Origin of the sequence: Kiloniella sp. EL199, assembly GCF_900313065.1 — a bacterium.
Lineage (GTDB): Bacteria > Pseudomonadota > Alphaproteobacteria > Kiloniellales > Kiloniellaceae > Kiloniella.
In genome coordinates, this window is the sequence record NZ_OMPU01000011.1 from 261536 (window position 1) to 284420 (window position 22885).

Below are 22885 nucleotides of genomic sequence, written 5' to 3' on the forward strand. Positions count from 1 at the left end.
GCGAAGGCAGTAAAAATGACCATTTCGCCCTCAACACAAAAGAAAAGACACATCCATCAAGCATAAAAGTAAGCCATGAAATCCGGACGCGCTTCCTGCGTCACACCCAAAGTTCGCACCCCGATCTCTGGCCCGATCTGTGGCCCTAAACAAAATTTCACTCTGGGCCGTTGTCCTGTCACAATGCCTGTGGTTATGATGCTTTTTATTTATCTACCCTCTCCTTAAATCCTCGAGGCCATTATGGAACTTAAAGACCCCTCTTTGTTACGTGATAAATGCTACATCAATGGCACATGGGCTGGCGCTGACAGTGGTGAAACCTTTGCTGTTACCAACCCGGCAAATGGTGATGTTCTTGCCTCGGTTCCCAAGATGGGAGAGACAGAAACACTTCGTGCTATTCAAGCCGCCGAAGACGCCTTTGGCGCATGGAAAGACAAAACGGCAAAAGAACGTGCGCAGATTATGCGTAAATGGTTTGAATTGATTATGGAAAATCAGAGTGATCTCGCACTTTTGATGACACTCGAGCAGGGAAAACCCCTCACAGAAGCAATGGGTGAAGTGGCCTATGGTGCAAGTTTTGTCGAATGGTTTGCCGAAGAATGCAAACGCATCTACGGCGACACCATTCCAGAACATCTGCCCGGCAGACGGCTTGTTGTAACAAAAGAACCAATCGGTGTTGTCGCCGCCATTACCCCGTGGAACTTCCCGATTGCCATGATTACCCGTAAATGCGCCCCTGCGATTGCTGCAGGTTGCACCGTCGTGATCAAACCGGCCGAAGACACACCGTTAAGTGCTTTCGCATTGGCAGAACTTGCCGAGCGCGCAGGTATTCCCAAAGGCGTTATGAACATCGTCTCCGGCATTCCACAGCAAATCGGCAAGGCATTAACAGAAAGCAAGGCCGTCAGAAAGCTCACCTTTACCGGTTCGACACCTGTCGGCAAACTTCTTATGAAACAATGCGCCGAGACGGTCAAAAAGACCTCTATGGAACTCGGCGGCAACGCCCCCTTTATTGTTTTCGATGATGCAGATCTGGATGCTGCGGTCGAAGGCGCAATGATGAGCAAATTCCGCAATGCAGGGCAAACATGTGTCTGCTCAAACCGGATACTGGTTCAGGAAGGGGTTTATGACGCCTTTGCAAAGAAGCTTGTCGAAAAAACGGCGACACTGAAAGTTGCTCCCGGCATTGAAGATGGCGCCCAACAAGGTCCGCTTATTAATGCAGCAGCTTCAAGCAAAGTCAGCGAACTTATTGAAGATGCTGTCAGCAAAGGGGCAAAAACTGAAATCGGCGGTAACCCGCATGATCTCGGTGGAACCTTCTTTGAACCGACAGTAATCACAGGCGTTACCGATGACATGCGTATTTTCAGCGAAGAAATCTTTGGCCCTGTGGCCCCTCTCTATAAGTTCAGGACCGAAGAAGAAGCCGTGCAAATGGCAAACGATACACCTTTCGGCCTCGCGGCATATTTCTACAGTCGGGATATCGGGCGGGTATGGCGTGTCTCTCGTGCACTTGAGTACGGCATCGTCGGGATCAACGAAGGCATCATTTCAAACGAAGTTGCCCCCTTTGGCGGCGTGAAAGAAAGCGGCGTGGGCCGCGAAGGTTCCAAATACGGCATGGAAGACTTTCTGGAAATCAAATACCTCTGCATAGGCGGCATTTAAGGGTTTTCGATACCGATCAAACAAAAAGGAGCTTGCGAGCTCCTTTTTTCACCTAGAAATCCTGTCCTGATCATAACTCAGCATCAGAACGACCATATAAACGGCCATTGCAGCTGCCATATGTTTCAAACTATGGCCACTTATCATGTTGCCCAACAAGTCATAAACCTCTGCATCAAAGTATTCCAAAGCCTTTGCCAAAGCGTACCATACATACATCCAGACAAGATATTTAACCGATGTATGTTTCGACAAAGGGTATAGCCAGCATATCAGCGGAAGTGCGATCAACGGATAGAACTGAACAAGAACATAAGGTCTGAGATCCCCGTTTCCCGTGCTTTCTGTTTGTTGCCAGTAAACCAAAGATGCAACACCAAGAAAAATGAGACCCAAAATAAGTTTTTCAGTTAATTTTTGCCCAGTTAATTTTTGCCCAATTAATTTTTGCATGGAAAACATATCTACTCGGTCAATCAGAATTGCCCCGAACAAAGACATAAAAGCCACCGTCATCGGTAAGCGATCCCAAAAGAGACGATCATTATCAGGGTCCTCGTGATAATAAGCAGAGCCGGGCGCAACCAGAGCAACAGATAGAAAAAAGATTATATAGGGCAAAACTTCACTAAGGCTTTGAAATTTCCCCGATTGATATAGTTCTCTCAACTTTAACAGACCAAGAGATCCGACGATTAAAAATCCCAAATTTGAGCTAACGTCGCCAAAATTTGCAATTCCCAGACAACTACGTGTATCAGCAAATAAGTGATAAAGTTGATCCTGAGGCAGCTTTGGCACCAGAAGCGTTCCGAGCAAAGAGAGAATAAAACTTAGGCCTAAAATAAAATCCCGTCGCTCCATATTCTTAAACCTCTAGATCATTATCAGTGGATAGCTTTCCTGATCTAAAATAATTAAGTGCAGCAGCCACGACAGTGTCTTTATCACACAGTGACGAGTGTAATCCAGGTAACACCAGCACCTGATCACATCCCAGCAAACGGGCTTCTTCCACCGAAACAACCCCGTCATCATCACCAGGCAACAGAGGGTTATACCCCTCGCCATCTGATCTCCCACCTGCAATAATCGCAGTTTTACATGTAGGGGTTGGTATTTTTTGCGCGAAATCAGGCACCAGTTCTTGCCCTGACTTTCCATAAATAAGTTGATAGAAAGCCATCTGTTTGACCCATTCTGCGATGGCCGAACCCTGATTAGGCGGGGCAACCATAAGCAAACGGCCAATATTTATCTTTGCTTTCCAGAATGTCAGATTTGCCAGAAGCTGTCTGACAACCAATCCCCCCAGAGAATGCGTAATAAATGATACTGTTTTAACGTCATTGCGATGCGATAAAATTCTGGCTAGTTGATCTGCATGCTCGTGAATATAAGCTCTTGTAGAGGGATAGGTGATCGCGGCAACTTCATAATCTTCCTCTGCAAAGGCTTGTTTCATTTTCTGGAACGTATCACCTGAGCGTGTGATCCCATGAACCATCACCAAAAGATGCACACCGTCGGTTTCAGGATGCAAAGGCCGCACAATTTTCTTTTGGATCTTCAATTCTTCAAAAACAGAAAAACAGTCTTCTGACGTTCCCCACGCCTGACGTTTATCATCAGGATCAAGCAAACGAAAATGCCCGCTATACAGGTTGTACTGTATACGCCATCCTGCATAGATAAACTCGTCCCGCCAAAATTGCTTACCCCCAAGCGTTGGCATTGTAATATTAAGGGGAACGCCTTTGTCTGTACGAAGGCTTTCTGTTGCCAACTCCATCCCCTGGCGCAGGTATTTTTCGATACTGTCAATCATTGGCTTTCCCCTCACTGAGATCCCTACGATAAATTTCCTCTGCGAGACCACCGTGATCTTTGAGGCCCTTTAGAAAAGTTGTTATCAGCAAGCTACACACATCATGCGAGGATTGGCTTACAACCACATCCAGCTTCTTTTTATCTGCCAGTGAAATAATGCCATGTAAACTGGCCCAAAGCGTTGCAGAAATATGCCTTCGTTCTTCTGAAGTTCTTTCTGACAAAAGAGGCGACAAGGCCTGATCAATAACGCCCAATAGTTTTGACACCCGTTGATTGTACCAGTCAGGCAAACCTTCTTCATTGGACGGCACGTGATCAAAAAGCAGACGCCACAAACTTTTGTTCTCATCAATAAAGGCCAGATAACCAATCAAAAGCTTCTCAACATTTTGGTTAACTGAGCCAAGTCTCGCTGTTGTATTATCAAAACAAATCATGGACAGATGGTCATACAATCCTTCCAGTGTTCTGCCATTCAAGGTCAGAATAAGCTCATCAATGTTGGCATAAACGTTATAGATCGTTCCTGGCGCATAGCCGATTTTTTGCGCAATCTTTCGCGCAGAAAGTTCTGATATTCCACCCGCTACAACCAATTCCTGAGCCGCATCAAGAATCATCATTTTCAATTCATCTGGACTATGATCAACACGACGCGCCATCAGCTAAAACCCTGAGTTACAATTAAGCTATAATAATAAAATAATGAACACCGTTCAAAATTCAACAAAAAAATAACGCCACACATCAATTATGACATATGGCGTTATCTCAAATTCATTGCATAAATTAGCTTAACGCACTTAAATCCTTGGCAATGTTTGCCGCAAGAACTGCATTATTTTTTACAAGCGCGATATTGGATTCCAAGCTACGCCCTTTAGTCAACTCAACGATTTTACCAAGAAGATAGGGGGTAATTGCCTTGCCAAAAACTCCATCTTGGGTCGCGCTGTTCAATGCCGACGCAATTACACCATCCATTTCAGTTCTATCCATGGCATGGCTTTCAGGAATTGGGTTCGCAATTACAGCCCCGCCCTGATATCCAAGGTCTTGTTGTACAGCCAGCATACCTGCAACTTCCGTTGCAGATTGAGCCGTCAAAGGGGCATCCAAACCGGAATCGCGACAATAAAAAGCGGGAAACCTGTTTGTTTGATAGCCGACAACGGGCACACCTCTGGTTTCCAGAAACTCGAGTGTTTTCGGTAGGTCCAAAATAGATTTCGCACCGGCACAAACAACAGCGACAGGTGTCTTTGCCAATTCTTCCAGATCAGCAGAGATATCAAAATCATTCTCTGCACCCCGATGAACACCGCCAATGCCCCCCGTCGCAAAAACAGAAATTCCAGCCATTGCTGCGCAAATCATTGTTGCCGCAACCGTTGTTGCGCCGTCACCTTTTTGCGCAACTATCAATGGTAAATCCCGGCGGGATAGCTTTGCAACATTATCGGCCTTACCCAGTTTTTCCAATGCAGCTTCGTCCAGACCGATACGGATAACACCATCGAGCACAGCAATTGTTGCTGGAACTGCGCCCTGCTGGCGAATCAGATCTTCGACCTCACGTGCCGTTTCCACATTCTTTGGATAGGGCATCCCATGCGCAATAATAGTTGACTCCAAAGCAACGACAGCTTTTCCCTCGGCAAGAGCCTTCGCAACTTCAGGAGCAATATTCAGGTGTTTTTCCAATTTCGGATTCATACTTTTACCAATAGTCTATTTTTAAGAGTTCAAGAGCCAATAGCGCCCAGAGAAAGATCTCGCAAGTTCTCAGATGTCGCGCCCTGATCTTTTACGGTAATACTTGCTGCATTAATGCCCCGCTTCAGAGCAACATCCAGCTTATATCCTTCGGCTATGCCGCTAAGAGTACCCGCAATCAACGAATCTCCGGCACCTGTTACATCAGTAATTTCAACCTCGATCGCAGGGAAGTGCCTGAAACTATCACCTTGGAAAATATAGGCACCTTTGATACCCGCAGAAATTACAACTGATTTTGCCCCCTTTAACGTAAGCGCAGAACCAGCTTTGACGATGTCCTCTTCTGATACGACTGTCAGCCCAACCAGCTCACTTGCCTCATCCACATTACAGAACAGAATATCAAGATATTTCAGAATAGAGTTAAGCTTTGTCGCTTTTGCAACAGAAACGGCATCCGCTGCGAGAAACTGTTCAGAGCCATATCCCTTTGATAAGGCCTCTAACACCGAAACGGGCATGTTTGTATCGATAAACCAGATCGGATAAGAAGCCAAACGATCCTGCAGTCCGGTAAACATCGCTGGATTAACATGATCATAGATTTCCATATCAGCCAAACCAAAAGCCAACTCACCACCGGGTTGAAGAACAGCCGTATATGTTGCTGTCGAAAAGGCCTCTGATCTGGGCAAAGCGACAACATCGAGTCCTTGGGCAATGAACTGCTGCTCCAAGGCATCGCCAGCTACATCCTGTCCCCAATAACTCAATAATCCGGCCTCGACACCGAGTCTGTTGAGATTCATTGCCACATTATGGGCAACCCCGCCGGGGTAACGTGAAACCGTGACCGGGTTCGATGTCCCTTGTCGAATCTCTGTGTGGCATTCAGAGCGCACATCCCAATGGGCTGCACCAATGCAAAGCACCGACTTAGTTTTCTTTTCCAACAAATTAACTCGCGAAACAGGCTAAAGAACAGTTACGGCAAACGTTTTACACAGAAACATCCTCATAAGACCAGAAGACCTTCGTACATTTGATCAATATCAATGTTTCTTACTCAATATTATCTAAACTCACACGTGAAAATGATTTTTGGCTGATTGAATGATCTTGTCTTTGTCATTTTCAATACCGGTTCAGTACTGGCGACGACAAAATTTAAGTAAAGAGCATCGCGTGAAAAAAAACGTAAAAAGAGCGACATCAAAAAAGAGCGGCTTCTCACCCCGCTTTTTCTCTCGTCGCACATTTTTTGCGTTCGCAGCAATTATATCTCTATGCTTACAAATCCTTGTTCCGCTGGAACAGAGTTGGGCAAACCCGCCACAAAATCCGGATATCAACTCAGAAGATGTTTTTGTTATCTGTACACCAAGCGGGCTCAGAGTTCTTTCATTAAACTCTGGGGATGATGGCCAACCAATAGAAAGTACGCTGGACCTTTCCTGTCCTGCTTGCTCATTGGCTTCGGTAACCCTTGCTCCTCTACCCGTCAATGATCCCGTTCTATACCAAACAAACTTTGCTATAACGGATAATTGGATTGAGCTATCAGAAATATCCCATGATCGACCAGCGCCGCTACCTCCTGCCAGAGCGCCACCTCTCATGGTACAACCTAAAAAACATACTGAAGTCCTAATAAGACCTAAGACTGTGTAGACACATCGTTTCACAGTCTTTGGTTTTTTGAATTTCTGTGACCACACTTCTTATCAACATAATACGAGTTCAGTGATCTTAATAAATACCGAATAGTTTGCCATTCTCTGTTCCAAATACAAGATAGGAAGAAACAGCTTATTACTCACCCAAAAGTCGACTTTGGCCTAGCATAAACATAAGGCTACTTAACCATAAGCCTGGCTCATAATCGACCAATATAGCTCACGACAGCCGGGATAAACAGACTGTCCGAGAGATGAATAACTCTTTTGCCTCATTGTTGAAGGGCGGACCATTGATGGCGGATTTGCAATCAGATCAAATCCCAGATCTGGTAAAAGATTGTGTAATTCGGCTTGCTTTTCAGGAACATCAATACGCAGTTCTTTGGTTGAACGCTCTGCTACATATCTTATCATTGCCAATGCTGTATCTCTATCCGGTGCAACCATTGGTCCCACGTGATGTTGTTCGCGTTGGGGGCTGGCAAGAGTAAACCCGATAATCTCACCATCTTTATTCTCAGCAACAACTGCGTGATCAGCCTGAAGAAATCTCTGCTCCAAGAGTTCGTGCCTGCTTGCTCCCAAGGCCTTTGTATCCAAACGGACGACACTCTCCATATCATTTCTCTGCATTTCCCTAAGCATCACATGGTCGAGACGAGGCCCCGTGCTTTTACTTAAAAATACCTCCGGAGAGCCGAAAAATTTCCTGATACGTCCGGCGACCTGGTATCCACAACGACGATAGAGTGGCTCACCTTCTTCTGTGGCAATCAAACATAATGTCCGTCCCTGTGTGACATCATGACCATGTAGTGCGTCCATCACAGCGCGGCCATATCCTCGCCGCTGATATTCGGGACTCACCATGATCATCCCGATTGATGCCAAGCCTGTTCCATAGGGGAAAAGAGCACCGGTCGCGATTACATCATCATTAGCATCACGAACACCTAGAAAAATGCCAACCTGCAGCATAATCTCAAGATCTTTAGCAACATGCGTCCAACCAAGGTTTTCAATCAGATTATAAATTGCAGGCACATCATCAGGTGTTAAACTTTCAAAAGAAGATGCTTCAGGCCTATCCGTTAACATCGACAACAATACGCCCCTGAACTGCCCCCTTCAAGATGGCAGATCCCAAATCTGGTAAATCATTCAGTGTTGCATGTTGCACCATTTTTTCAAGCTTCTCTAGCGGCAGATCTGAAACAACACGTTGCCAGGCTCTTTGACGATTTTCGAAGGGCTGCATAACTGAATCAATACCTAGAAGATTCACCCCGCGAAGCAGAAAAGGAATAACCGTCGCAGGTAACGCCGCACCGCCAGCAAGGCCAACAGCAGAAACAGACGCACCATATTTCATCTGCCCCAGGACACGTGCCAACATAGCTCCGCCAACTGCATCCACACACCCTGCCCATGTTTCACTTTCAAGCGGACGCTTCACTGTTTCGTTCAATTCTTCCCGGGCAACAATACGGCTTGCACCAAGTTCTTTAAGATATTCTGCGGTATCAAGGCGTCCGGTAACTCCGGCAACACTGTAACCAAGCTTTGCAAGAATAGACGTTGCCACGGAACCAACCCCGCCTGCAGCCCCTGTAACGAGAACATCACCCTGATCAGGCTTCATACCATGGCCCTCAAGCGCCATAACGGCCAACATCGCAGTAAATCCAGCTGTTCCCACTGCCATCGCCTGTTTCGTGCTCAACCCGTCAGGCAAAGGCACCAGCCAGTCGGCCTTCACACGTGCTTTTTGCGCATAACCACCCCACCAGGCCTCACCAACACGCCACCCGGTCAATACCACTTTGTCACCAACCTCATAGCAATCATCATCAGACTCTTCGACTGTTCCGGCAAAATCTATTCCCGGAACATGGGGATAGTTACGCACCAAACCACCATTCCCCGTTATACAAAGACCGTCTTTGTAATTCACAGTAGAATATTCCACCGCCACAGTCACATTGCCATCAACGGGAAGACGGCTATTTTCCAGTTCTTTAACCTCGGAACTCACTACACCTTCTTCGGACTTATCAACAACCAGAGCTTTAAACATAATCACTTCCTAACAATTTAGCATGGCGGCATTAAAAGTTGTCTTATTATGTAAATAACGACAAGCTACATTAGATAAGATCAGTGAGATACCAAAAAAGTACTTCGCTCTACCATCAACCAAAAAAAGAAACTTACAAAAATCATGCTGGAAAATAAGGTCCCCTATCCCAAGGAGAAAGGAAGTAATCGTTCTTTCGCGTACCATGTGCTTTGTACTTTGTCGAAACAGTAGCGGCTCAAGACAAAAAATGAGTTCCTGTAAAGCAGTTATATCAATCAAACAATTAGAAGTGTCATATTTAAAATTAACATTCAGATGAGAAGAGTAAGAAATGATTTGCCTGATTAAATTGAAAACATCATTTTCGATATGCTTTATTATCCTTGTTTCTACATTTTTATTTCATTTCAATGCCACAGCCGACAATACTGCCCTCAAAACAGTGCCTTTAGAAGTCAAAGAAGCAGGATATTCAAAGAGTTCAAAAGTTTCAGAATGGATAGGAAAACATCAATTTTTGATAGAAAGTTTTGGGCAAGCCATAAGTTCTGGCTCCAAGCCACAAAGGGTGAAATCCTATTTAAACAATACTGTGTGGGACGATGACTACCTATACAGCTATTTTGGTAGCGAAGATGGCATAATAACAATACTTCCCGATTTCGAATATCCCGAAGGATACGATCCCCGCAACAGGCCATGGTATACAAGAACAAAAAAAGCAAAGGTGACAACATTATCAGACCCTTACCATAACGCCGCTACAGACGGGTTCATATTAACGATCACCACCCCTGTCTTCAACGGCACAAATCTTCTCGGTATCTTTGGCAGTGATATAAATGCTCAGGCTCTTGTAAAGCTATTAAAAACCGAAATAAAAAAAGGAGTTAGTCAATTTTTCTTAATTAATCGACAGGGAAAAATTTTACTCCACACCAGTACAGTACAATCACTACATTCTCTCAAGCATGCCTTAAGCACAGAACATGTAGAAATAAAAGAAAATCATGCCGTCACTTTAGGAGATCAAAAAGGAACGATACTAACCTTCTATAAAATCAATGGTATTCCCGCTTCTGATTGGTATATTTGTGCTGCCTTCAGCAAAAAAAATAAATAAAATTACTCTACATATCGTCATCATTACAATCAGTTAAAGTATTCTAAAAAGTAAAGAGGATTTTTTTCCTTTCACAACGACAGAATATTATCACTTTTTTTATATATTCAAGGAATAATAGCTCTGAGACATTGAACAAAGATCAATAAATTATTGATCACCTGGAGATTAGAACTATGTCCTTTAATATCGGAAGCAGAATTCTAGCGGCGGCAGCCCTGATTGTTGTCGTTACGTTTTCTGCTTTTATTTTGTATTTTGATATTCACCAAAACGATGAAATTCGAACGTCGTTAAAATCCAACGTGAATGAAACTGGTGCCTTAGCTACGGCAGGGATTTCAAACTGGATCAGTGGTCGGCAAGTCCTTATTGAGAATGTGGGACAAAACATCCTTTCAAATCCAGCACCTGAAAATATAAACACTTTCGTTGATCGAAAGGTATTGAACGATACCTTCATGTTTACTTATTTTGGCAGTAAAGACGGGGTCATGACCATGTTTCCCGATGATGAGCTGCCGAGTGATTATGATCCCCGCAAACGCCCTTGGTACACGGATGCGGTAAGTGCAAAATCCAGTACTCTAACCGAACCTTACGAAGATGCGTCAACAGGCAACCTGATTGTGACGGTTACAACCCCGGTCATTGATGGAAATAACGTACTCGGTGTTGCCGGGGGTGATATTGAAATCACAGTACTTGGTGACCTGGTGCGTTCTGTTGACCTCGGCGGTATAGGCTATGCATTTTTGGTCAATGATCAGGGGACAATTTTAATTCATCCAGACAAAGAATGGACCCTGAAACCAATTGCAGAAGCCTTCCCTGAAGACACACCAACGGTGAGCACAGAAACAACTGATTTTACGACAGGCAATAGCGAAACCATGTTTGCCTTCTTCAAAGTTGATGGTCTTCCCACTGTAAACTGGTATCTCGGTCTTGCGATTAATAGAGATGCTGCCTTCCAGGAATTAACCAACTTTCGCATCACCTCTATCATTACCGCGGTTGTCGCAGTCCTGTCGATTATGGGATTGCTCGGTATTCTTGTGCGTCTTTGGGTTTCCAAACCTGTACTTGGCATGACAGATGCCATGACAAATCTTGCCAGTGGTAATCTGGAAGTGGAAATTCCCGGTAGCGACAAGAATGACGAAATCGGATCCATGGCCGCAGCTGTCGATGTATTCAAAACCAACGCCATCGAAATGAGACGACTGGCAAAAGAAAACGAAGAAGCGACAGAAAGACACGCGCGTGACCGCCGAGAAACGCTGAATAAAATGGCAGATTCATTTGAACAGTCTGTCCTGTCCATTGTTGAAGCCGTTGTGCAGGCATCCAGTAATACTCAGGATGTTGCCAGCCAACTAACAGCGAGTGCGGAAGAATCAAACGCCCGGACAATGGCTGTTTCAAATGCTGCAACTGAAACCAGTCAGAACGTACAAACTGTAGCTGCAGCAACAGAAGAACTTTCTGCGGCTATTCGCGAGATTGGTGTACAGGTTACTCAATCTATACAGGTTGCTTCCGAAGCTGTCGCCGGGGTCAACCGCACCAGCGAAACAGTCACAGCTCTGGCCGATGCCGCACAGCGTATTGGTGAGGTTGTCAGCCTTATTCAGGATGTCGCAGGCCAAACCAACCTACTGGCTCTCAATGCAACCATCGAAGCCGCACGGGCCGGAGATGCCGGCAAAGGTTTTGCAGTCGTTGCTTCTGAAGTAAAGACGCTTGCAAATCAAACAGACTCGGCGACAGGAGATATCCAGACGCAGGTCGACGGTATTCAAGGCGCGAGTGGTCAATCTGTACAGGAAATCACCAATATCAGCACCACAATTGAGCGAATGAACGAATTTGCCAACGCAATCGCAGCCGCTATTGAAGAACAGGGTGCCGCAACACAGGAGATTTCGAACTCTGTTCAAAAAGCCGCCGCTGGTACACAAGAGGTTTCTTCAAATGTTGAGGTTGTTACAAGCGCATCAACACAGGTTAGCAAAGAAGCGCAACACTTGCTCGAATCATCAAGCGAAATGCAGTCGATGGCTGAAAACCTTCGAACCGAAGTACAAGGCTTTCTGTCCACAGTGCGGGAGAGTTAATTACATTCAGACAAAACTTCCGATCATGCAGGCCCCGTCCCAAAAACGGGGCTTGTTTTGTATATACCCTGTTTTACCACCCAAAAAAAGCTTTGGAGCAGAAGCAAATTTTTCTGAAAAAAAATCAAAGATCAGAGAAAAAACCAAAACTATTCTTACCCTTTTTCTTGATCGTATACATGGATTGATCAGCACAGTTCAAGAGCTGTTCAGCTGTCGTTCCGTCATCAAGCGAAAAAGCAATTCCAACCGAAGCACCAATTCTTGCTTCTTCGCCATCCAACAAAAAAGGAATGTTCAGTTGTTCAATCAGAGTTTCGGCAAGTACTCTAACCCCATCCCGGCTTGTCGCCTCTTTTAGCAGAATGATAAATTCGTCGCCCCCAATCCGCGCGGCCATATCCTCCGGTGCCAAAAGCGCACGAATACGATCAGCCACGCCAACCAAAATGGCGTCCCCGGCTTCATGTCCCAAGGTATCGTTAACTGCTTTAAAACCATCAAGATCAATAAAAAAGACCGCTGTTTTCTCTCCCTCTGCTCTGTCTTCAGCAAGAAGATCCTTGAGGTATTTCAAACAAAGTCGGCGACTGGGTAACAGTGTCAGAGCATCGTGATTAGCCAGGAACTTCATCTTCTGTTCTGCCGCCTGCAGATCTTCGGCAAGCCAAACCATTTCCTGAGCCTGAGCAGCCATGCGCTCTTCGCTATCAATCAGCTCAGAAACCTGAACTTGCAGACGCTCTTCAGACAGACGTAATGCTTTTTCTGCCTCTATTCTCTTTTCAATATTCAACTGTTGTTCTTCGGCAATAATCGCCAGTTCTTCGGCCTGAGCCTCTAGACGTTCCCCAATGTCGCGGAAGTTATGACGTTCGATATCAAAGCGTTCTTCAGCCAGTATCAAGGCATCACTGATCTTTTGTTTTACTTCTTTTTCCTGGTGTTTCTCAATCTCAAGGACAGAAGCCAAAGCTCTTGAGAGTAAGTCGTCGACCTCTTTAGCTGAAGGTTCGGCATCCCACCAGATCACGTCGGAAATTCGGGTTTCATCTGCATCGAAATTTGTGTCAGGATTGTTGCTGGAATGAACTGTGGCAACAAAGCGTGGCGCAAGCGTACGCAAAACATAGCTTTGATCACCAGTCCCCCGACCCAGAACAAACTCTTCAACTTCAAGCCCTGCCCCGAGTGTCTCTTCGGGGTTACCGAACGCCAGCATTACAGAAACTACCCCCACTGCCCTTTTGCACCAATGGATCTGACAGATCTGTTAATCTATGGTGGAGTGTTATTTTTCTTATGGCACCTTCTATTAACACATTTTGGTTAAAAAAACATGTCTTTGCTGAAAACGTTACTTTGATGTTCGTGATTAGCATATTCTGAGTAATCGATTTGACTGACTTTTCACTGACGAAACTTCTTTTCGTTCAGCAAACTCTTGACCAAAAAGTTTCCTGCGTTAAGTAATGAGCCGTGAAATTAAGGCATAAACGATAACTGCGTAACAACAGACAAGCATTACATCAGATGGCGATCGACCCCATGGTTCAAAACCAGATATCAAAAGAACAACCCCAGGCAGACACTCAGCAAAATTCTGGGACCTCTGATCCACGGAATACAAAGCTACATGTGTTTTTGGAAGGGAACGTCTTCACTTGGGCGATCACCATTCTTATTCTGATCAATGCCGTTACATTGGGACTGGAAACCAGCTCAAGCCTGACACCCTCCGAGACCCGATTGCTTTATTGGGCAGATAAAATCATTCTGGTCATTTTCTCGCTGGAACTTGCTTTAAAATTTTATGCCCATCGGTTGAGATTCTTTAAGTCAGGGTGGAATATTTTTGACCTGCTTATCGTCACAATCGCCTGGGTTCCGGCCAGTGGCGCCTTTGCTGTTTTACGTGCTCTCCGTATTCTGCGTGTTTTACGATTGATTTCCGTGGTGCCGCAAATGCGTCGGGTTATTGGCGCAATCGTTGCCTCTGTTCCCGGTATGCTTTCTGTTGTCGGAGTTCTTTCCATCGTTTTCTACGTGGCTGCCGTTCTAACAACCAAACTTTTTGGCCAACATCCTGATCCAAACATGCAGGAATGGTTCGGATCCGTATCATCATCGGCCTATACACTGTTTCAGATTATGACACTGGAAAGTTGGTCTATGGGTATTGTACGCCCGACAATGGAGATTTTCCCGCTGTCGTGGATTTTCTTTATTCCCTTTATCATCATCACCAGTTTTGCGGTACTCAATCTCTTTATCGGTATCATTGTGGATGCCATGCAGACATCACATGAAAACGATACCGACGAAAAGATAACAGAGATGGCGAATATTACGCATGATGATCTTCAGGCGCTTATCAATCGTTTTGATGTGCTGGAAAACAAGATCGATCAACTATCTGATTCTGATAACCGTACACCTTCCAAGAGTTAAGACCTCACGGGGAAGGCGGTTGAGGGAGGCGACGGTTGAATTCAGGATACCTCTTCAAAATCAGCCGTGGTATCATTCAATGTGATCGCCATGCCTCTACCAGAGAGTAACTCTATCTGTTCAGCCTTAAGCGCGCTTAACAGGGCTGTGTTTACCCGGTATCGCTCTTGATAATAGCGTTGGCTGGGCACCCAGTAACGCATACCGATAACAATACCGCCATACGTAAAGTCATGCACACCGATCTGCGCCCGCGGTTCACTGGGCACCAAATCATCTACTTCCAGAACACCGCGCAAAACCTTGATAGCACGGTCGATATCCACTGATCCGGCGAGGGGGATACGTGTTTCCACTATCCGGTTGCTGTGGGAATTGGTAATAACTTCGCCGACAATCCGTTTGTTCGGAATTGTGATGAGTTCCTTGTCTTCACCAATCAACTGGGTATAGGCCAACTTGACCTCATGCACAACGCCGCTCCCCCCTTTGACGATAATGGTGTCTCCAATGGTAAAGGGCCGTGTAAGGATAATGGAAAGCCCCGCGCCATAGTTGGACAAAGGACCCTGTACTGCTAGGGTCATACCAAAGGCACTTGCCCCAGCCAGAGCAATAAGCGGGGCCGTACTGATCCCGAAGTTGCCAAGAGTAATAATGATAACAAAAGCTATCAAAACGACTTTGACAATATTGCCAATGAAACCGGACAGTGTCTGATCAAGCTGTTTACGCAGGCATAGCACCGTCACCTTGCCACCAACCCAGCTGGCAATCTTCAAACCAATGATCAGAACAATGATTGCCCCGAATATCTGAAAACCATAGGCCACCCCAAACTCAATGATCGTATCGATCAGGGCCTCAGCAGTTTTGAGTTCTTCATCCATCGTCTAACCACCGCCAAACATTATCTGATTACTATGCATTTATGACCATCGCTGGCTTAGAATTCCTTGCCCACATCAAAGCGTGAAGTGAAGAAAGCATCAATAGTTAATCAGCATTCCACAAAAATTGTTTGGTTCTTTGAACATATATTTAACTTCTTTGCGCCATGCTTATCGAAAGGAGATGTAATTTAATCCTGTTTCACTTTGGTTTCATATTTGAAAGTCGCTTTTAATGAAAAAACCTAAAAAATTTTATAACCGGGATTTTGATGAAAGCTTTCTTGATCAATGTGACGAACGGATTGCTGCATTTTATCAAATGTGGAAATCAAAATGCAAAGGTAACACCATTCCCGCCCGAAGCGATTTTGACCCTATAGAGATGGTGGACTTTTTACCCGGAATAACACTGGTTGATGTCGATAAAGAAACCTTGAATTTAACCTATCGACTGGTCGGAACAAACGAAGTTGCCGTCCGGGGAAAAGACCCCACAGGCGATAGTGTCAAAGAGCATTTTCACGCAACGACCTGGGAAGATACCTGGGAAAACTATAACCATGCCATCAATAATCAAGGCATCGTCTTTGACGATATGGATATGCCAAATTCAAACGGCATTATCGTCGGCGATGAAACAATATTTGTCCCCTTATCCCCGGATGGAGAACATGTGAACATGGTGATGCTATACAGTATACAGAGAGAGCCAACCAAATAGAGATTTCAATAAAAAACACTACAAAATAATACTTCTGGACTTTATCGCTTCAGAGAATTTGGATCGCAGGCAGATCAAGTTTGAGCGATAAAAATTAGGCCCCAGCCACGCCGCAAATTGTCGACCAGTTTCATAGGCAAGCTCGGCACTTTTAAGGCTCGGGTTTGGCCCCTTACAACGTTTGGGATAATCAAACGGCAAGCCACGACGATAATCCTCATAGCCTTGTTGAAAAGCCTCAGAGCGATATAACTTATCAACCGATGTCGTAATAAACACTCTAGAATTGCGGGAAGATGAGCCGCTATAGGTAGAGTTGTTGTAAGTTTCCAACGTATCACTCATCGCTTAACCGTAGCTTGTTAAAGTACTCTTGCTGATTGAAACCGTTTACCTACCACAGAATATAATATCATCTTCTTCTTTTTTACAGAGACAATGTCAGCAATTTCTTGTTTCAAAGCCCTTTATTAAACGCCATAGCAAAAAAGCACTAAGATCAGCGTAGCAACAGAACCACCAACTAACTTGACTAAACAATCGATACGTATGAGTTTGTCGAGTAAATACATAGCAAATTCACCTACTCTGTTACGAAACGACCTTTAACACCCACTTCGGAGGAAGAACCATCTATTACGATATGCCGCTCTATCGCCCTCCGAGTGAAGGAAACAACCTGATCATACAGGCAACGCTTGGGTGCTCGGCCAATTACTGCACCTTCTGTTCCATGTACAAGACCAAAACGTACCGGGCCAGACTACTGGATCAGGTTTTTGCGGATATTGATCAGGCGGCGCGCGAATGGCCCACGGCAAGCCGTGTTTTTCTTGCTGATGGCGATGCCCTGACCCTGTCGATGGATAATCTGCGCGCGATTTTAAACAAGCTCCACGAAACCTTCCCCGAACTGACCCGCGTATCGGCCTATGCAACGCCGAAAAACCTGATCGACAAATCTGTTGATGAGTTGCGCGAACTGAAAGCCATGAAGCTCAGCCTTGTTTACATGGGCATCGAATCAGGCTCGACACAGGTCCTCAAGCGGGTGATCAAAGGTGCCTCACACAAAACCCACGGCATGGCACTGGACAATGCAAACGCCGCTGGCTTGAAAGTATCCGCCACGGTAATCCTCGGGCTCGCCGGACAGGCAGGCTGGGAAGACCATATTGCGAGCACCGCCCAACTGATCAACAACCATCCGCCAACCTATCTCTCGACCCTGCAACTCACCCTCGATGAGGGTGCCATTGATGAATTCATGGCAGAGCAGGAAGCAGGGTTTGAATTTCAGGATGATGATGCCATCCTCCTGGAGCAGGAACAGTTGCTCAAGCTTCTGGATCCGCCAAAGCCGGTTATTTTCCGTTCTAACCACGCATCGAACTGTTTGCCACTGGCTGGCAACCTGCCCAAAGACAGGAACAAGCTATTGGACATTATTACGGCGGCAAAAGAGCAAACTCACTTGCGTCGTTCTCCTTTTATGCGCGGCCTATGATAAATGAGTCTGTAATAATGATAATAGGCCTGTAATAACGGATTTATGATACTAAATCTCTCTATGCGTAACGTGTGATACTGAAATTTTCATGAAAATCTTCCCCCGCCTTTCTTTCCTCTCCGTCAAGGGTGTCCCCACCCTGTCCTGGAGTTCGCCAAAACCATTGAATTTGCGACCTGACCTTGTCACCGTGATCTTGCTGGTTGTCGGCCTGACAATATTTGGCCTAGGCGAAGCCCTCCTAATCGCTGCGGGAACAGGCGTCAGCCCCTGGACCGTTCTTGCACAGGGCGTCAGTCAGCAGGCCGGCTGGAGCATCGGTCTATCAACCTTTATCGTCAGCATAACCGTGCTGATCCTCTGGTGGCCGCTCAAACAGGTGCCCGGTATCGGCACCATCCTGAACGCCATTATTATCGCCCTCGTACTGGAATTTGTCCTGCCCTACATCCCGACACCTGACGGCTATGTATCGCAGGTCTTGCTGACCCTTCTGGGCATTCTGGTAACAGGCTTGGGCAGTGGCATTTATCTGATCGCCAATTTAGGCCCCGGCCCAAGAGACGGCCTGATGACCGGGCTACAGCAACAAACCAACCTTCCCATCGCATGGATCAGAAGCGGTATAGAGCTAACTGCGGTAATCGCCGGATGGTCCCTCGGCGGTGTCGTCGGCCTCGGCACCGTACTATTCGCCGTTTTGATCGGCCCTTCGGTCGCGTGTAGCCTGTTTGTTCTGGATAAATTTTTTGGCGGGGAAAGCTAAAAGCAAAAACCATCTATAGTCCAATTACACTCTTCCCCCAAGGGAAACAGGTGTTGCCTGACCATCCACTTATGCTGCAAATGTCGTGTAAGTATGTTAATCTCTTAAACAATATACACCTATCAAATGGCGTCATGTTTGATCCGCGCTTCTATCAAGACTAAGGTCAGAATATGCAAATCAGCCTGTACATCATTGCTGCTGTCACTTTTCTTGGACCCATTGCCGCTTGGGCATATATCATTGGCCTTGCTGGGGCCTTTTCCCACAATGCATCGAAAAAAAGTATTCGATTGAAAGACTATTGGGATCGAGAGTTTGCTGCTCTCGCAGCCCTACCCTGGCTCATCAGTATCATCTGCTTGGTCTTTGCCCTCAGAATGCATTAAGTGCAGTTGCTCCAATAGAAGTTGGTGCGATAATACTGTTCTAAAACTTATCATTTACTACCGTCTGAATTTGCAGGGAACACAAAACATTCAAACAGTCTTACGAGGATCGGCAATTTCAAATTAGATGTGAATGGAATAATAACCGCTCCAAAACCATACGGAGAGTATAGTGAAAGTCCATCCCCTTCATTTTGCTGTAAGTATGAGCATCTTTCTCGCCACCACTTCACAAGCGCAGGCGACAGTTGGCTGCACGGTTATAGCGAATACAACCGAGGCAGAAAACGCCAATCTCTATCTCGCCCCCAATGAAACATCCGAAATTATCCGGGAAATTCCACAGGGTGACATTGTGCTATACCCAGATCAGGAATTAGCCCCAGAACAAACAGATAATTGGATCTGGGTACGACATGACATGACTCAAAAAGACATCTGGACGAACGGAATCTACGGATGGATGAAAACTGAGAACATTTCAGAATACTGTGGATAGCTAATGACCAAAGTGGTTAAGGACACCAACAAAACCACCCTTGCTGTTGCCATCAATCCGGCTGGTATCCTGCAACGAGGCGACGGTCAAATCACCGCCCACATCCGCATCAATGGACCCGTTTGCCTGAACCTGTGCGCCCTTGAGGGTCGTGTCATCCCCGGATTTCAGGGTGACGTCATTTCCGGCAAGAATGCGGCTGTTGGTGTGAGTCAGGTTATCGGCATTACGGTTCGATGCACTGCCGGAGCCTTATTTAAAGTTTTGCGTGAAAATTTAACGGAACCTCCTCCAACTAAAGTTAGAGAATTCAGTGTAATGAGCGCCTTTGGCCCATGATTATATATTTATCCGGCTGAAGTCGGAGAATTTAACCAATTTGTGGAAACTAAATACAGTCAGAAGAAACAAGCCAATGTTTTCCTTCTGGAACTTGATTTTCGTGCAGCCAACAAATTCTGTTTGATCGCCAGCCTTTCTGATCTAGAAAGTCTTCAACAGCAAGCCATGCTTGTTCTGGAGACAAATATAGCCCTTCTAGGGTGACAGAACCTTCTGCAACATCGACATATTTTTCTAGTTTCTCTGAACTACCAAGCGATACATATTTCTCGTCACGGCCATCAGAACAATTGTGCATATACCATAACCAAATCCCATATTGAGGATTTGCAACTATTGATAGCTTGTATGTGAATACCACTAGTTTCCCTCAAGCCACACTTCTTTTACCCATGTAGCTAAATCAGCCCATTTTTCATCGACATCACCATCATGGCTCCAAAATCTTATTTCCCCATTTGGAGTTAAGCAGTAATAATCACTATTATCTTCACATATTGGCAACCAACTTTCTGGTAACCCAATTTCTCTCCCTTCACGAATAGCATTTTTTAATTCACCGTAATGTTCTTCCCCGTTGGGATTAAGAACCAAAAGAGACAGAAAACCCACAAAAACGTTACCTGTATTTTTTAGCAACTTTTTGTAGTCATCAGAAAATGTAAACCCTGTAGATTGTTCGTAATGTACAATTAAACGGTCATCTGGCAAAAAATTGCTATTAACTGAAATATCTTTTGCATGATTTAAATCATCAATCGCGTCATTTATAGTGTACATGATTTATTCAACCTCAAAATCAATGGCTCTGTTTTTCCAATAATTTCGCCTCCAAGCATTAAACTCTGCTCTATTCACACCAGATGGTAATTTTCCAGTATTTATATGAATTGTACCAAAGTTTTGCTGATGGAAACTCTGTGTTACTTCTGTAATCGGTCCATGTTGCGTTTGTATCATATGATGAAGGTTAACGGCTTTTCCATCAGGCCCTAATGGTGCGCGACCAACCCTCATTAACTCTAAGTTTGTCTTACCACTGATTGGATCAATTCGATTAGGATCAATAATATCATTTCTTTGATAAACTTTATTCCCGTTAAATTCTATCGGATCCTGTGTCCAAAATTGACGTTTTTGTCCAAAATAATTGGCTGCAATCTTACGATTTTGAACAGTTTGTTCAACGACATTAATCTGGTCAGTGAGATTATCAAGCGTGTCAGCAAGTTCATTTACTTCTTTACGGGTGTTCCCTGATCCTCCAGTGAGACGTTTTGCCACTACTCGTGTGACGATGACACTGCTTGCTGCAACAGTTGCATAAAGAGCAGCTTTTTCAGGTGATATATCACTGTCTTTGATTGTCTCAAGGAAGAGGTCAATAGCCCCTTGTTGTATAGCTTCGGTGCCTTCACCCAATGCTTCTTTGTCACGGATTAGCCGTTTTACGCCAGCTTCATATTCACTTGCGTAATAATCCAGAGAAAATTCGGGACTTTCTTGACCATTAGTCGAAGGATTAACAACCTCTAACCCACCCTCAGCAGCAGCCATAAGGCTCCACACTGAATTTGCGACCATATCAGTCATTCCGATGATTGCCGTTGCAGCCTCGGGATTTTCTCTCAGGGTATCCGCCGCCCAGCTAAAGCCCTTTTTATAATTATTAAGTAGATAAAGCCCTGCATCTTGCTGAACTTGCTCCAGAGTAATTCCTATTCCGGTAAGAACATCACTTGTTGAGGCCAGTTGAATAGAGGTTCCCAGAATTTTATATAGGCTTTGACGCTCCTCATATGAAAGGCTTGAAAGGTCAGTATCTCCACCATTTTTCTCAAGATAGGCTTGGACCTGTAGCATTTCCCCCATAGGAGAATTGATGATTTCATAAGCTTCTTCGGGGTCAATACCTTGCGAAATCAGATCTCGATACAAACCATCGATTGCTTCTCCTTTAACTTTCAGAGCCTCTGGCAAGACTGCTAACTGCGCTTCTATAAGGTTTGCAACTGCCTCTACTTTATCCGCAGCCGTTGCGACTGCCTCTCGCAATCCCTGAAACCCACTAACAACTTCTGCAATGGCAGCACCATCTACATAAACCTTTACCTTGGTTTTTTTGTCTTTGGTGATTTCCTGCGCTTTTTCGAGGGCGTTGTTCAGGCCTTCGATACCTTGGCCGGGATTGGCGCGGATGGTGATTGTGGCATCACCGTTCGGGGCTGCAACCGTGGCGCGAGTGATCTGTTCTTTCTCTGCGTTTTCATAGGACCCTTCGATGGTGGGCAGGGCGGCGATGCGGTCTAGCAGATCCGGGGAGGCGCTGTCTCCACTATCACCCCCGCCAACACCGATAGAGCCGGAAATAGAACCATTAACGTTCTTGTAATTGTCGTGATCCTGAATATCGCTGTAGTCGAAGGTCTCTGTATCTAGTGCAACATCACCCTCGGTCGAGGCAATGACCGCCCCGTCAAGCTGCGTGTGCCCGCCGACGGTGACATCCACGTTGCCTTTGGCAATCAGGGCAGACTGTTCCTCGACCCACGCCTTGCGGCCCTTTTCATTGCCGTAGGAAAGGGAACCATTGACGGCCGTTCCGCCTGCAGCGGGGGTATCACTGCTTGTATCCCCACTCCCGTCCAGACCAATGCTCAGGCCAAGAGAACCGCCCTTGCTGTTGCCATCAATCCGGTTAGTATCCTGCACAGAGGCTACGGTCAAATCACCGCCAACATCCGCATCAATTGATCCCCCAGCCTGCACCTGTGCACCCTTAAGGGTCGTGTCATCCCCGGATTTCAAGGTTACATCATTCCCGGCGAGAATACGGCTGTTGATATTGGTCAGACTATCGACATTGCGGTTCGAAGCACTGCCCGAGATCGACCCTGACACAGAAGTCGTTGCCCCGGTGACACCAATGCCCACAGAGGCCCCSACAGAGGCGGATTTGCTTTTCGATGAATGATCCAGCGCGTAGGTGCTTTGCGCAGCTGTGAGGGTAATACCATCCCCCGCCTCAAGGCTAACATCAAGGCCTGCAGGGACTTCAAGTCCCC

At 45.6% G+C, this 22885-nt stretch carries 24 protein-coding genes; 10 read left to right on the forward strand and 14 right to left on the reverse strand.

Going from position 1 to position 22885, the window contains the following annotated elements; translation table 11 throughout:
- The first annotated feature begins 243 nt into the window (after positions 1 to 243).
- Complete coding sequence (locus D9A03_RS14470) at positions 244 to 1695, forward strand: NAD-dependent succinate-semialdehyde dehydrogenase (protein ID WP_120497924.1); 1452 nt, start codon at positions 244 to 246, stop codon at positions 1693 to 1695.
- 48 nt (positions 1696 to 1743) lie between these two features.
- Here D9A03_RS14470 and D9A03_RS14475 read toward each other — a convergent pair whose 3' ends face one another.
- From D9A03_RS14475 to D9A03_RS14495, 5 genes are all read right to left on the reverse strand, one after another.
- Complete coding sequence (locus D9A03_RS14475) at positions 1744 to 2559, reverse strand: hypothetical protein (protein ID WP_120497925.1); 816 nt, start codon at positions 2557 to 2559, stop codon at positions 1744 to 1746.
- A 4-nt stretch (positions 2560 to 2563) separates the two neighbouring features.
- Positions 2564 to 3523: a hypothetical protein gene (locus tag D9A03_RS14480; RefSeq protein ID WP_120497926.1), complete on the reverse strand. Its 960-nt coding sequence runs from the start codon at positions 3521 to 3523 to the stop codon at positions 2564 to 2566.
- Entirely contained in the window at positions 3516 to 4190 is a 675-nt protein-coding gene (locus D9A03_RS14485; protein ID WP_120497927.1) for a TetR/AcrR family transcriptional regulator, read from the reverse strand. Before D9A03_RS14485 ends, D9A03_RS14480 begins: the two co-directional genes overlap by 8 nt.
- Before the next feature lie 127 nt (positions 4191 to 4317).
- On the reverse strand, positions 4318 to 5244 hold the full coding sequence (locus D9A03_RS14490; protein ID WP_120497928.1) for a pseudouridine-5'-phosphate glycosidase: 927 nt from the start codon (positions 5242 to 5244) through the stop codon (positions 4318 to 4320).
- Between the two features lie 29 nt (positions 5245 to 5273).
- Entirely contained in the window at positions 5274 to 6200 is a 927-nt protein-coding gene (locus D9A03_RS14495; protein ID WP_162938173.1) for a carbohydrate kinase family protein, read from the reverse strand.
- Between the two features lie 232 nt (positions 6201 to 6432).
- Between D9A03_RS14495 and D9A03_RS19800 the strand changes: the two genes are divergently transcribed.
- A complete protein-coding gene (locus tag D9A03_RS19800; RefSeq protein ID WP_162938174.1) occupies positions 6433 to 6918 on the forward strand; it encodes a hypothetical protein in 486 nt (161 codons plus the stop codon).
- A 188-nt stretch (positions 6919 to 7106) separates the two neighbouring features.
- Here the strand turns inward: D9A03_RS19800 and D9A03_RS14505 are convergent, their stop codons facing one another.
- Complete coding sequence (locus D9A03_RS14505) at positions 7107 to 8024, reverse strand: GNAT family N-acetyltransferase (RefSeq protein ID WP_120497931.1); 918 nt, start codon at positions 8022 to 8024, stop codon at positions 7107 to 7109.
- Positions 8011 to 9003, reverse strand: a complete 993-nt coding sequence (locus tag D9A03_RS14510) for an MDR family oxidoreductase (protein ID WP_120497932.1) — start codon at positions 9001 to 9003, stop codon at positions 8011 to 8013. The genes D9A03_RS14505 and D9A03_RS14510 overlap by 14 nt, the downstream gene beginning before the upstream one ends.
- 334 nt (positions 9004 to 9337) lie before the next feature.
- Between D9A03_RS14510 and D9A03_RS14515 the strand changes: the two genes are divergently transcribed.
- Both D9A03_RS14515 and D9A03_RS14520 read left to right on the forward strand, forming a co-directional pair.
- Positions 9338 to 10129: a cache domain-containing protein gene (locus D9A03_RS14515; RefSeq protein WP_120497933.1), complete on the forward strand. Its 792-nt coding sequence runs from the start codon at positions 9338 to 9340 to the stop codon at positions 10127 to 10129.
- Between the two features lie 176 nt (positions 10130 to 10305).
- On the forward strand, positions 10306 to 12249 hold the full coding sequence (locus D9A03_RS14520; protein ID WP_120497934.1) for a methyl-accepting chemotaxis protein: 1944 nt from the start codon (positions 10306 to 10308) through the stop codon (positions 12247 to 12249).
- A gap of 124 nt (positions 12250 to 12373) precedes the next feature.
- Here D9A03_RS14520 and D9A03_RS14525 read toward each other — a convergent pair whose 3' ends face one another.
- Entirely contained in the window at positions 12374 to 13471 is a 1098-nt protein-coding gene (locus D9A03_RS14525) for a GGDEF domain-containing protein (RefSeq protein ID WP_120497935.1), read from the reverse strand.
- A gap of 311 nt (positions 13472 to 13782) precedes the next feature.
- Between D9A03_RS14525 and D9A03_RS14530 the strand changes: the two genes are divergently transcribed.
- The gene (locus D9A03_RS14530; RefSeq protein ID WP_254055056.1) at positions 13783 to 14700 is read left to right on the forward strand and encodes an ion transporter; all 918 of its coding nucleotides are present in this window, start codon (positions 13783 to 13785) and stop codon (positions 14698 to 14700) included.
- A 41-nt stretch (positions 14701 to 14741) separates the two neighbouring features.
- On the opposite strand, the gene D9A03_RS14535 is transcribed toward D9A03_RS14530, so the two are convergent.
- On the reverse strand, positions 14742 to 15590 hold the full coding sequence (locus D9A03_RS14535; RefSeq protein WP_120497936.1) for a mechanosensitive ion channel family protein: 849 nt from the start codon (positions 15588 to 15590) through the stop codon (positions 14742 to 14744).
- Positions 15591 to 15825: 235 nt separating this feature from the next.
- On the opposite strand from D9A03_RS14535, the gene D9A03_RS14540 reads away from it, so the two are divergent.
- On the forward strand, positions 15826 to 16314 hold the full coding sequence (locus D9A03_RS14540; protein ID WP_120497937.1) for a PAS domain-containing protein: 489 nt from the start codon (positions 15826 to 15828) through the stop codon (positions 16312 to 16314).
- A gap of 18 nt (positions 16315 to 16332) precedes the next feature.
- Here the strand turns inward: D9A03_RS14540 and D9A03_RS14545 are convergent, their stop codons facing one another.
- Positions 16333 to 16659: a hypothetical protein gene (locus D9A03_RS14545; protein ID WP_162938176.1), complete on the reverse strand. Its 327-nt coding sequence runs from the start codon at positions 16657 to 16659 to the stop codon at positions 16333 to 16335.
- Between the two features lie 298 nt (positions 16660 to 16957).
- Between D9A03_RS14545 and D9A03_RS14550 the strand changes: the two genes are divergently transcribed.
- The 4 genes from D9A03_RS14550 (at position 16958) to D9A03_RS14565 (ending at position 19478) form a co-directional block, all read left to right on the forward strand.
- Entirely contained in the window at positions 16958 to 17821 is an 864-nt protein-coding gene (locus tag D9A03_RS14550; RefSeq protein ID WP_120497939.1) for a radical SAM protein, read from the forward strand.
- A gap of 166 nt (positions 17822 to 17987) precedes the next feature.
- Entirely contained in the window at positions 17988 to 18590 is a 603-nt protein-coding gene (locus D9A03_RS14555) for a YitT family protein (protein WP_254055057.1), read from the forward strand.
- Between the two features lie 173 nt (positions 18591 to 18763).
- Positions 18764 to 18979: a hypothetical protein gene (locus tag D9A03_RS14560; RefSeq protein ID WP_120497941.1), complete on the forward strand. Its 216-nt coding sequence runs from the start codon at positions 18764 to 18766 to the stop codon at positions 18977 to 18979.
- Between the two features lie 172 nt (positions 18980 to 19151).
- Complete coding sequence (locus D9A03_RS14565) at positions 19152 to 19478, forward strand: SH3 domain-containing protein (RefSeq protein WP_120497942.1); 327 nt, start codon at positions 19152 to 19154, stop codon at positions 19476 to 19478.
- On the opposite strand, the gene D9A03_RS20300 is transcribed toward D9A03_RS14565, so the two are convergent.
- The 4 genes from D9A03_RS20300 to D9A03_RS14585 form a co-directional block, all read right to left on the reverse strand.
- A complete protein-coding gene (locus D9A03_RS20300) occupies positions 19479 to 19694 on the reverse strand; it encodes a hemagglutinin repeat-containing protein (RefSeq protein WP_120497943.1) in 216 nt (71 codons plus the stop codon).
- Positions 19695 to 19866: 172 nt separating this feature from the next.
- Positions 19867 to 20118 (reverse strand): hypothetical protein, encoded by a 252-nt coding sequence (locus tag D9A03_RS14575; RefSeq protein ID WP_120497944.1) that lies wholly within the window; start codon positions 20116 to 20118, stop codon positions 19867 to 19869.
- Positions 20119 to 20180: 62 nt separating this feature from the next.
- Positions 20181 to 20600, reverse strand: a complete 420-nt coding sequence (locus tag D9A03_RS14580; protein WP_216825494.1) for an SMI1/KNR4 family protein — start codon at positions 20598 to 20600, stop codon at positions 20181 to 20183.
- A 3-nt stretch (positions 20601 to 20603) separates the two neighbouring features.
- A partial coding sequence (locus D9A03_RS14585; protein WP_174233655.1) for a hemagglutinin repeat-containing protein occupies positions 20604 to 22885 on the reverse strand: 2282 nt, incomplete at its 5' end.

What these genes read in the sequence shown, in the direction of transcription:
- D9A03_RS14470 (WP_120497924.1), top strand. Translation starts at nt 244, where the DNA reads ATGGAACTTAAAGACCCCTCTTTGTTACGTGATAAATGCTACATCAAT.
- D9A03_RS14475 (WP_120497925.1), bottom strand. Translation starts at nt 2,559, where the DNA reads ATGGAGCGACGGGATTTTATTTTAGGCCTAAGTTTTATTCTCTCTTTG.
- D9A03_RS14480 (WP_120497926.1), bottom strand. Translation starts at nt 3,523, where the DNA reads ATGATTGACAGTATCGAAAAATACCTGCGCCAGGGGATGGAGTTGGCA.
- D9A03_RS14485 (WP_120497927.1), bottom strand. Translation starts at nt 4,190, where the DNA reads ATGGCGCGTCGTGTTGATCATAGTCCAGATGAATTGAAAATGATGATT.
- D9A03_RS14490 (WP_120497928.1), bottom strand. Translation starts at nt 5,244, where the DNA reads ATGAATCCGAAATTGGAAAAACACCTGAATATTGCTCCTGAAGTTGCG.
- D9A03_RS14505 (WP_120497931.1), bottom strand. Translation starts at nt 8,024, where the DNA reads ATGTTAACGGATAGGCCTGAAGCATCTTCTTTTGAAAGTTTAACACCT.
- D9A03_RS14510 (WP_120497932.1), bottom strand. Translation starts at nt 9,003, where the DNA reads ATGTTTAAAGCTCTGGTTGTTGATAAGTCCGAAGAAGGTGTAGTGAGT.
- D9A03_RS14515 (WP_120497933.1), top strand. Translation starts at nt 9,338, where the DNA reads ATGATTTGCCTGATTAAATTGAAAACATCATTTTCGATATGCTTTATT.
- D9A03_RS14520 (WP_120497934.1), top strand. Translation starts at nt 10,306, where the DNA reads ATGTCCTTTAATATCGGAAGCAGAATTCTAGCGGCGGCAGCCCTGATT.
- D9A03_RS14525 (WP_120497935.1), bottom strand. Translation starts at nt 13,471, where the DNA reads ATGCTGGCGTTCGGTAACCCCGAAGAGACACTCGGGGCAGGGCTTGAA.
- D9A03_RS14530 (WP_254055056.1), top strand. Translation starts at nt 13,783, where the DNA reads ATGGCGATCGACCCCATGGTTCAAAACCAGATATCAAAAGAACAACCC.
- D9A03_RS14535 (WP_120497936.1), bottom strand. Translation starts at nt 15,590, where the DNA reads ATGGATGAAGAACTCAAAACTGCTGAGGCCCTGATCGATACGATCATT.
- D9A03_RS14540 (WP_120497937.1), top strand. Translation starts at nt 15,826, where the DNA reads ATGAAAAAACCTAAAAAATTTTATAACCGGGATTTTGATGAAAGCTTT.
- D9A03_RS14545 (WP_162938176.1), bottom strand. Translation starts at nt 16,659, where the DNA reads ATGAGTGATACGTTGGAAACTTACAACAACTCTACCTATAGCGGCTCA.
- D9A03_RS14550 (WP_120497939.1), top strand. Translation starts at nt 16,958, where the DNA reads ATGCCGCTCTATCGCCCTCCGAGTGAAGGAAACAACCTGATCATACAG.
- D9A03_RS14560 (WP_120497941.1), top strand. Translation starts at nt 18,764, where the DNA reads ATGCAAATCAGCCTGTACATCATTGCTGCTGTCACTTTTCTTGGACCC.
- D9A03_RS14575 (WP_120497944.1), bottom strand. Translation starts at nt 20,118, where the DNA reads ATGCACAATTGTTCTGATGGCCGTGACGAGAAATATGTATCGCTTGGT.
- D9A03_RS14580 (WP_216825494.1), bottom strand. Translation starts at nt 20,600, where the DNA reads ATGTACACTATAAATGACGCGATTGATGATTTAAATCATGCAAAAGAT.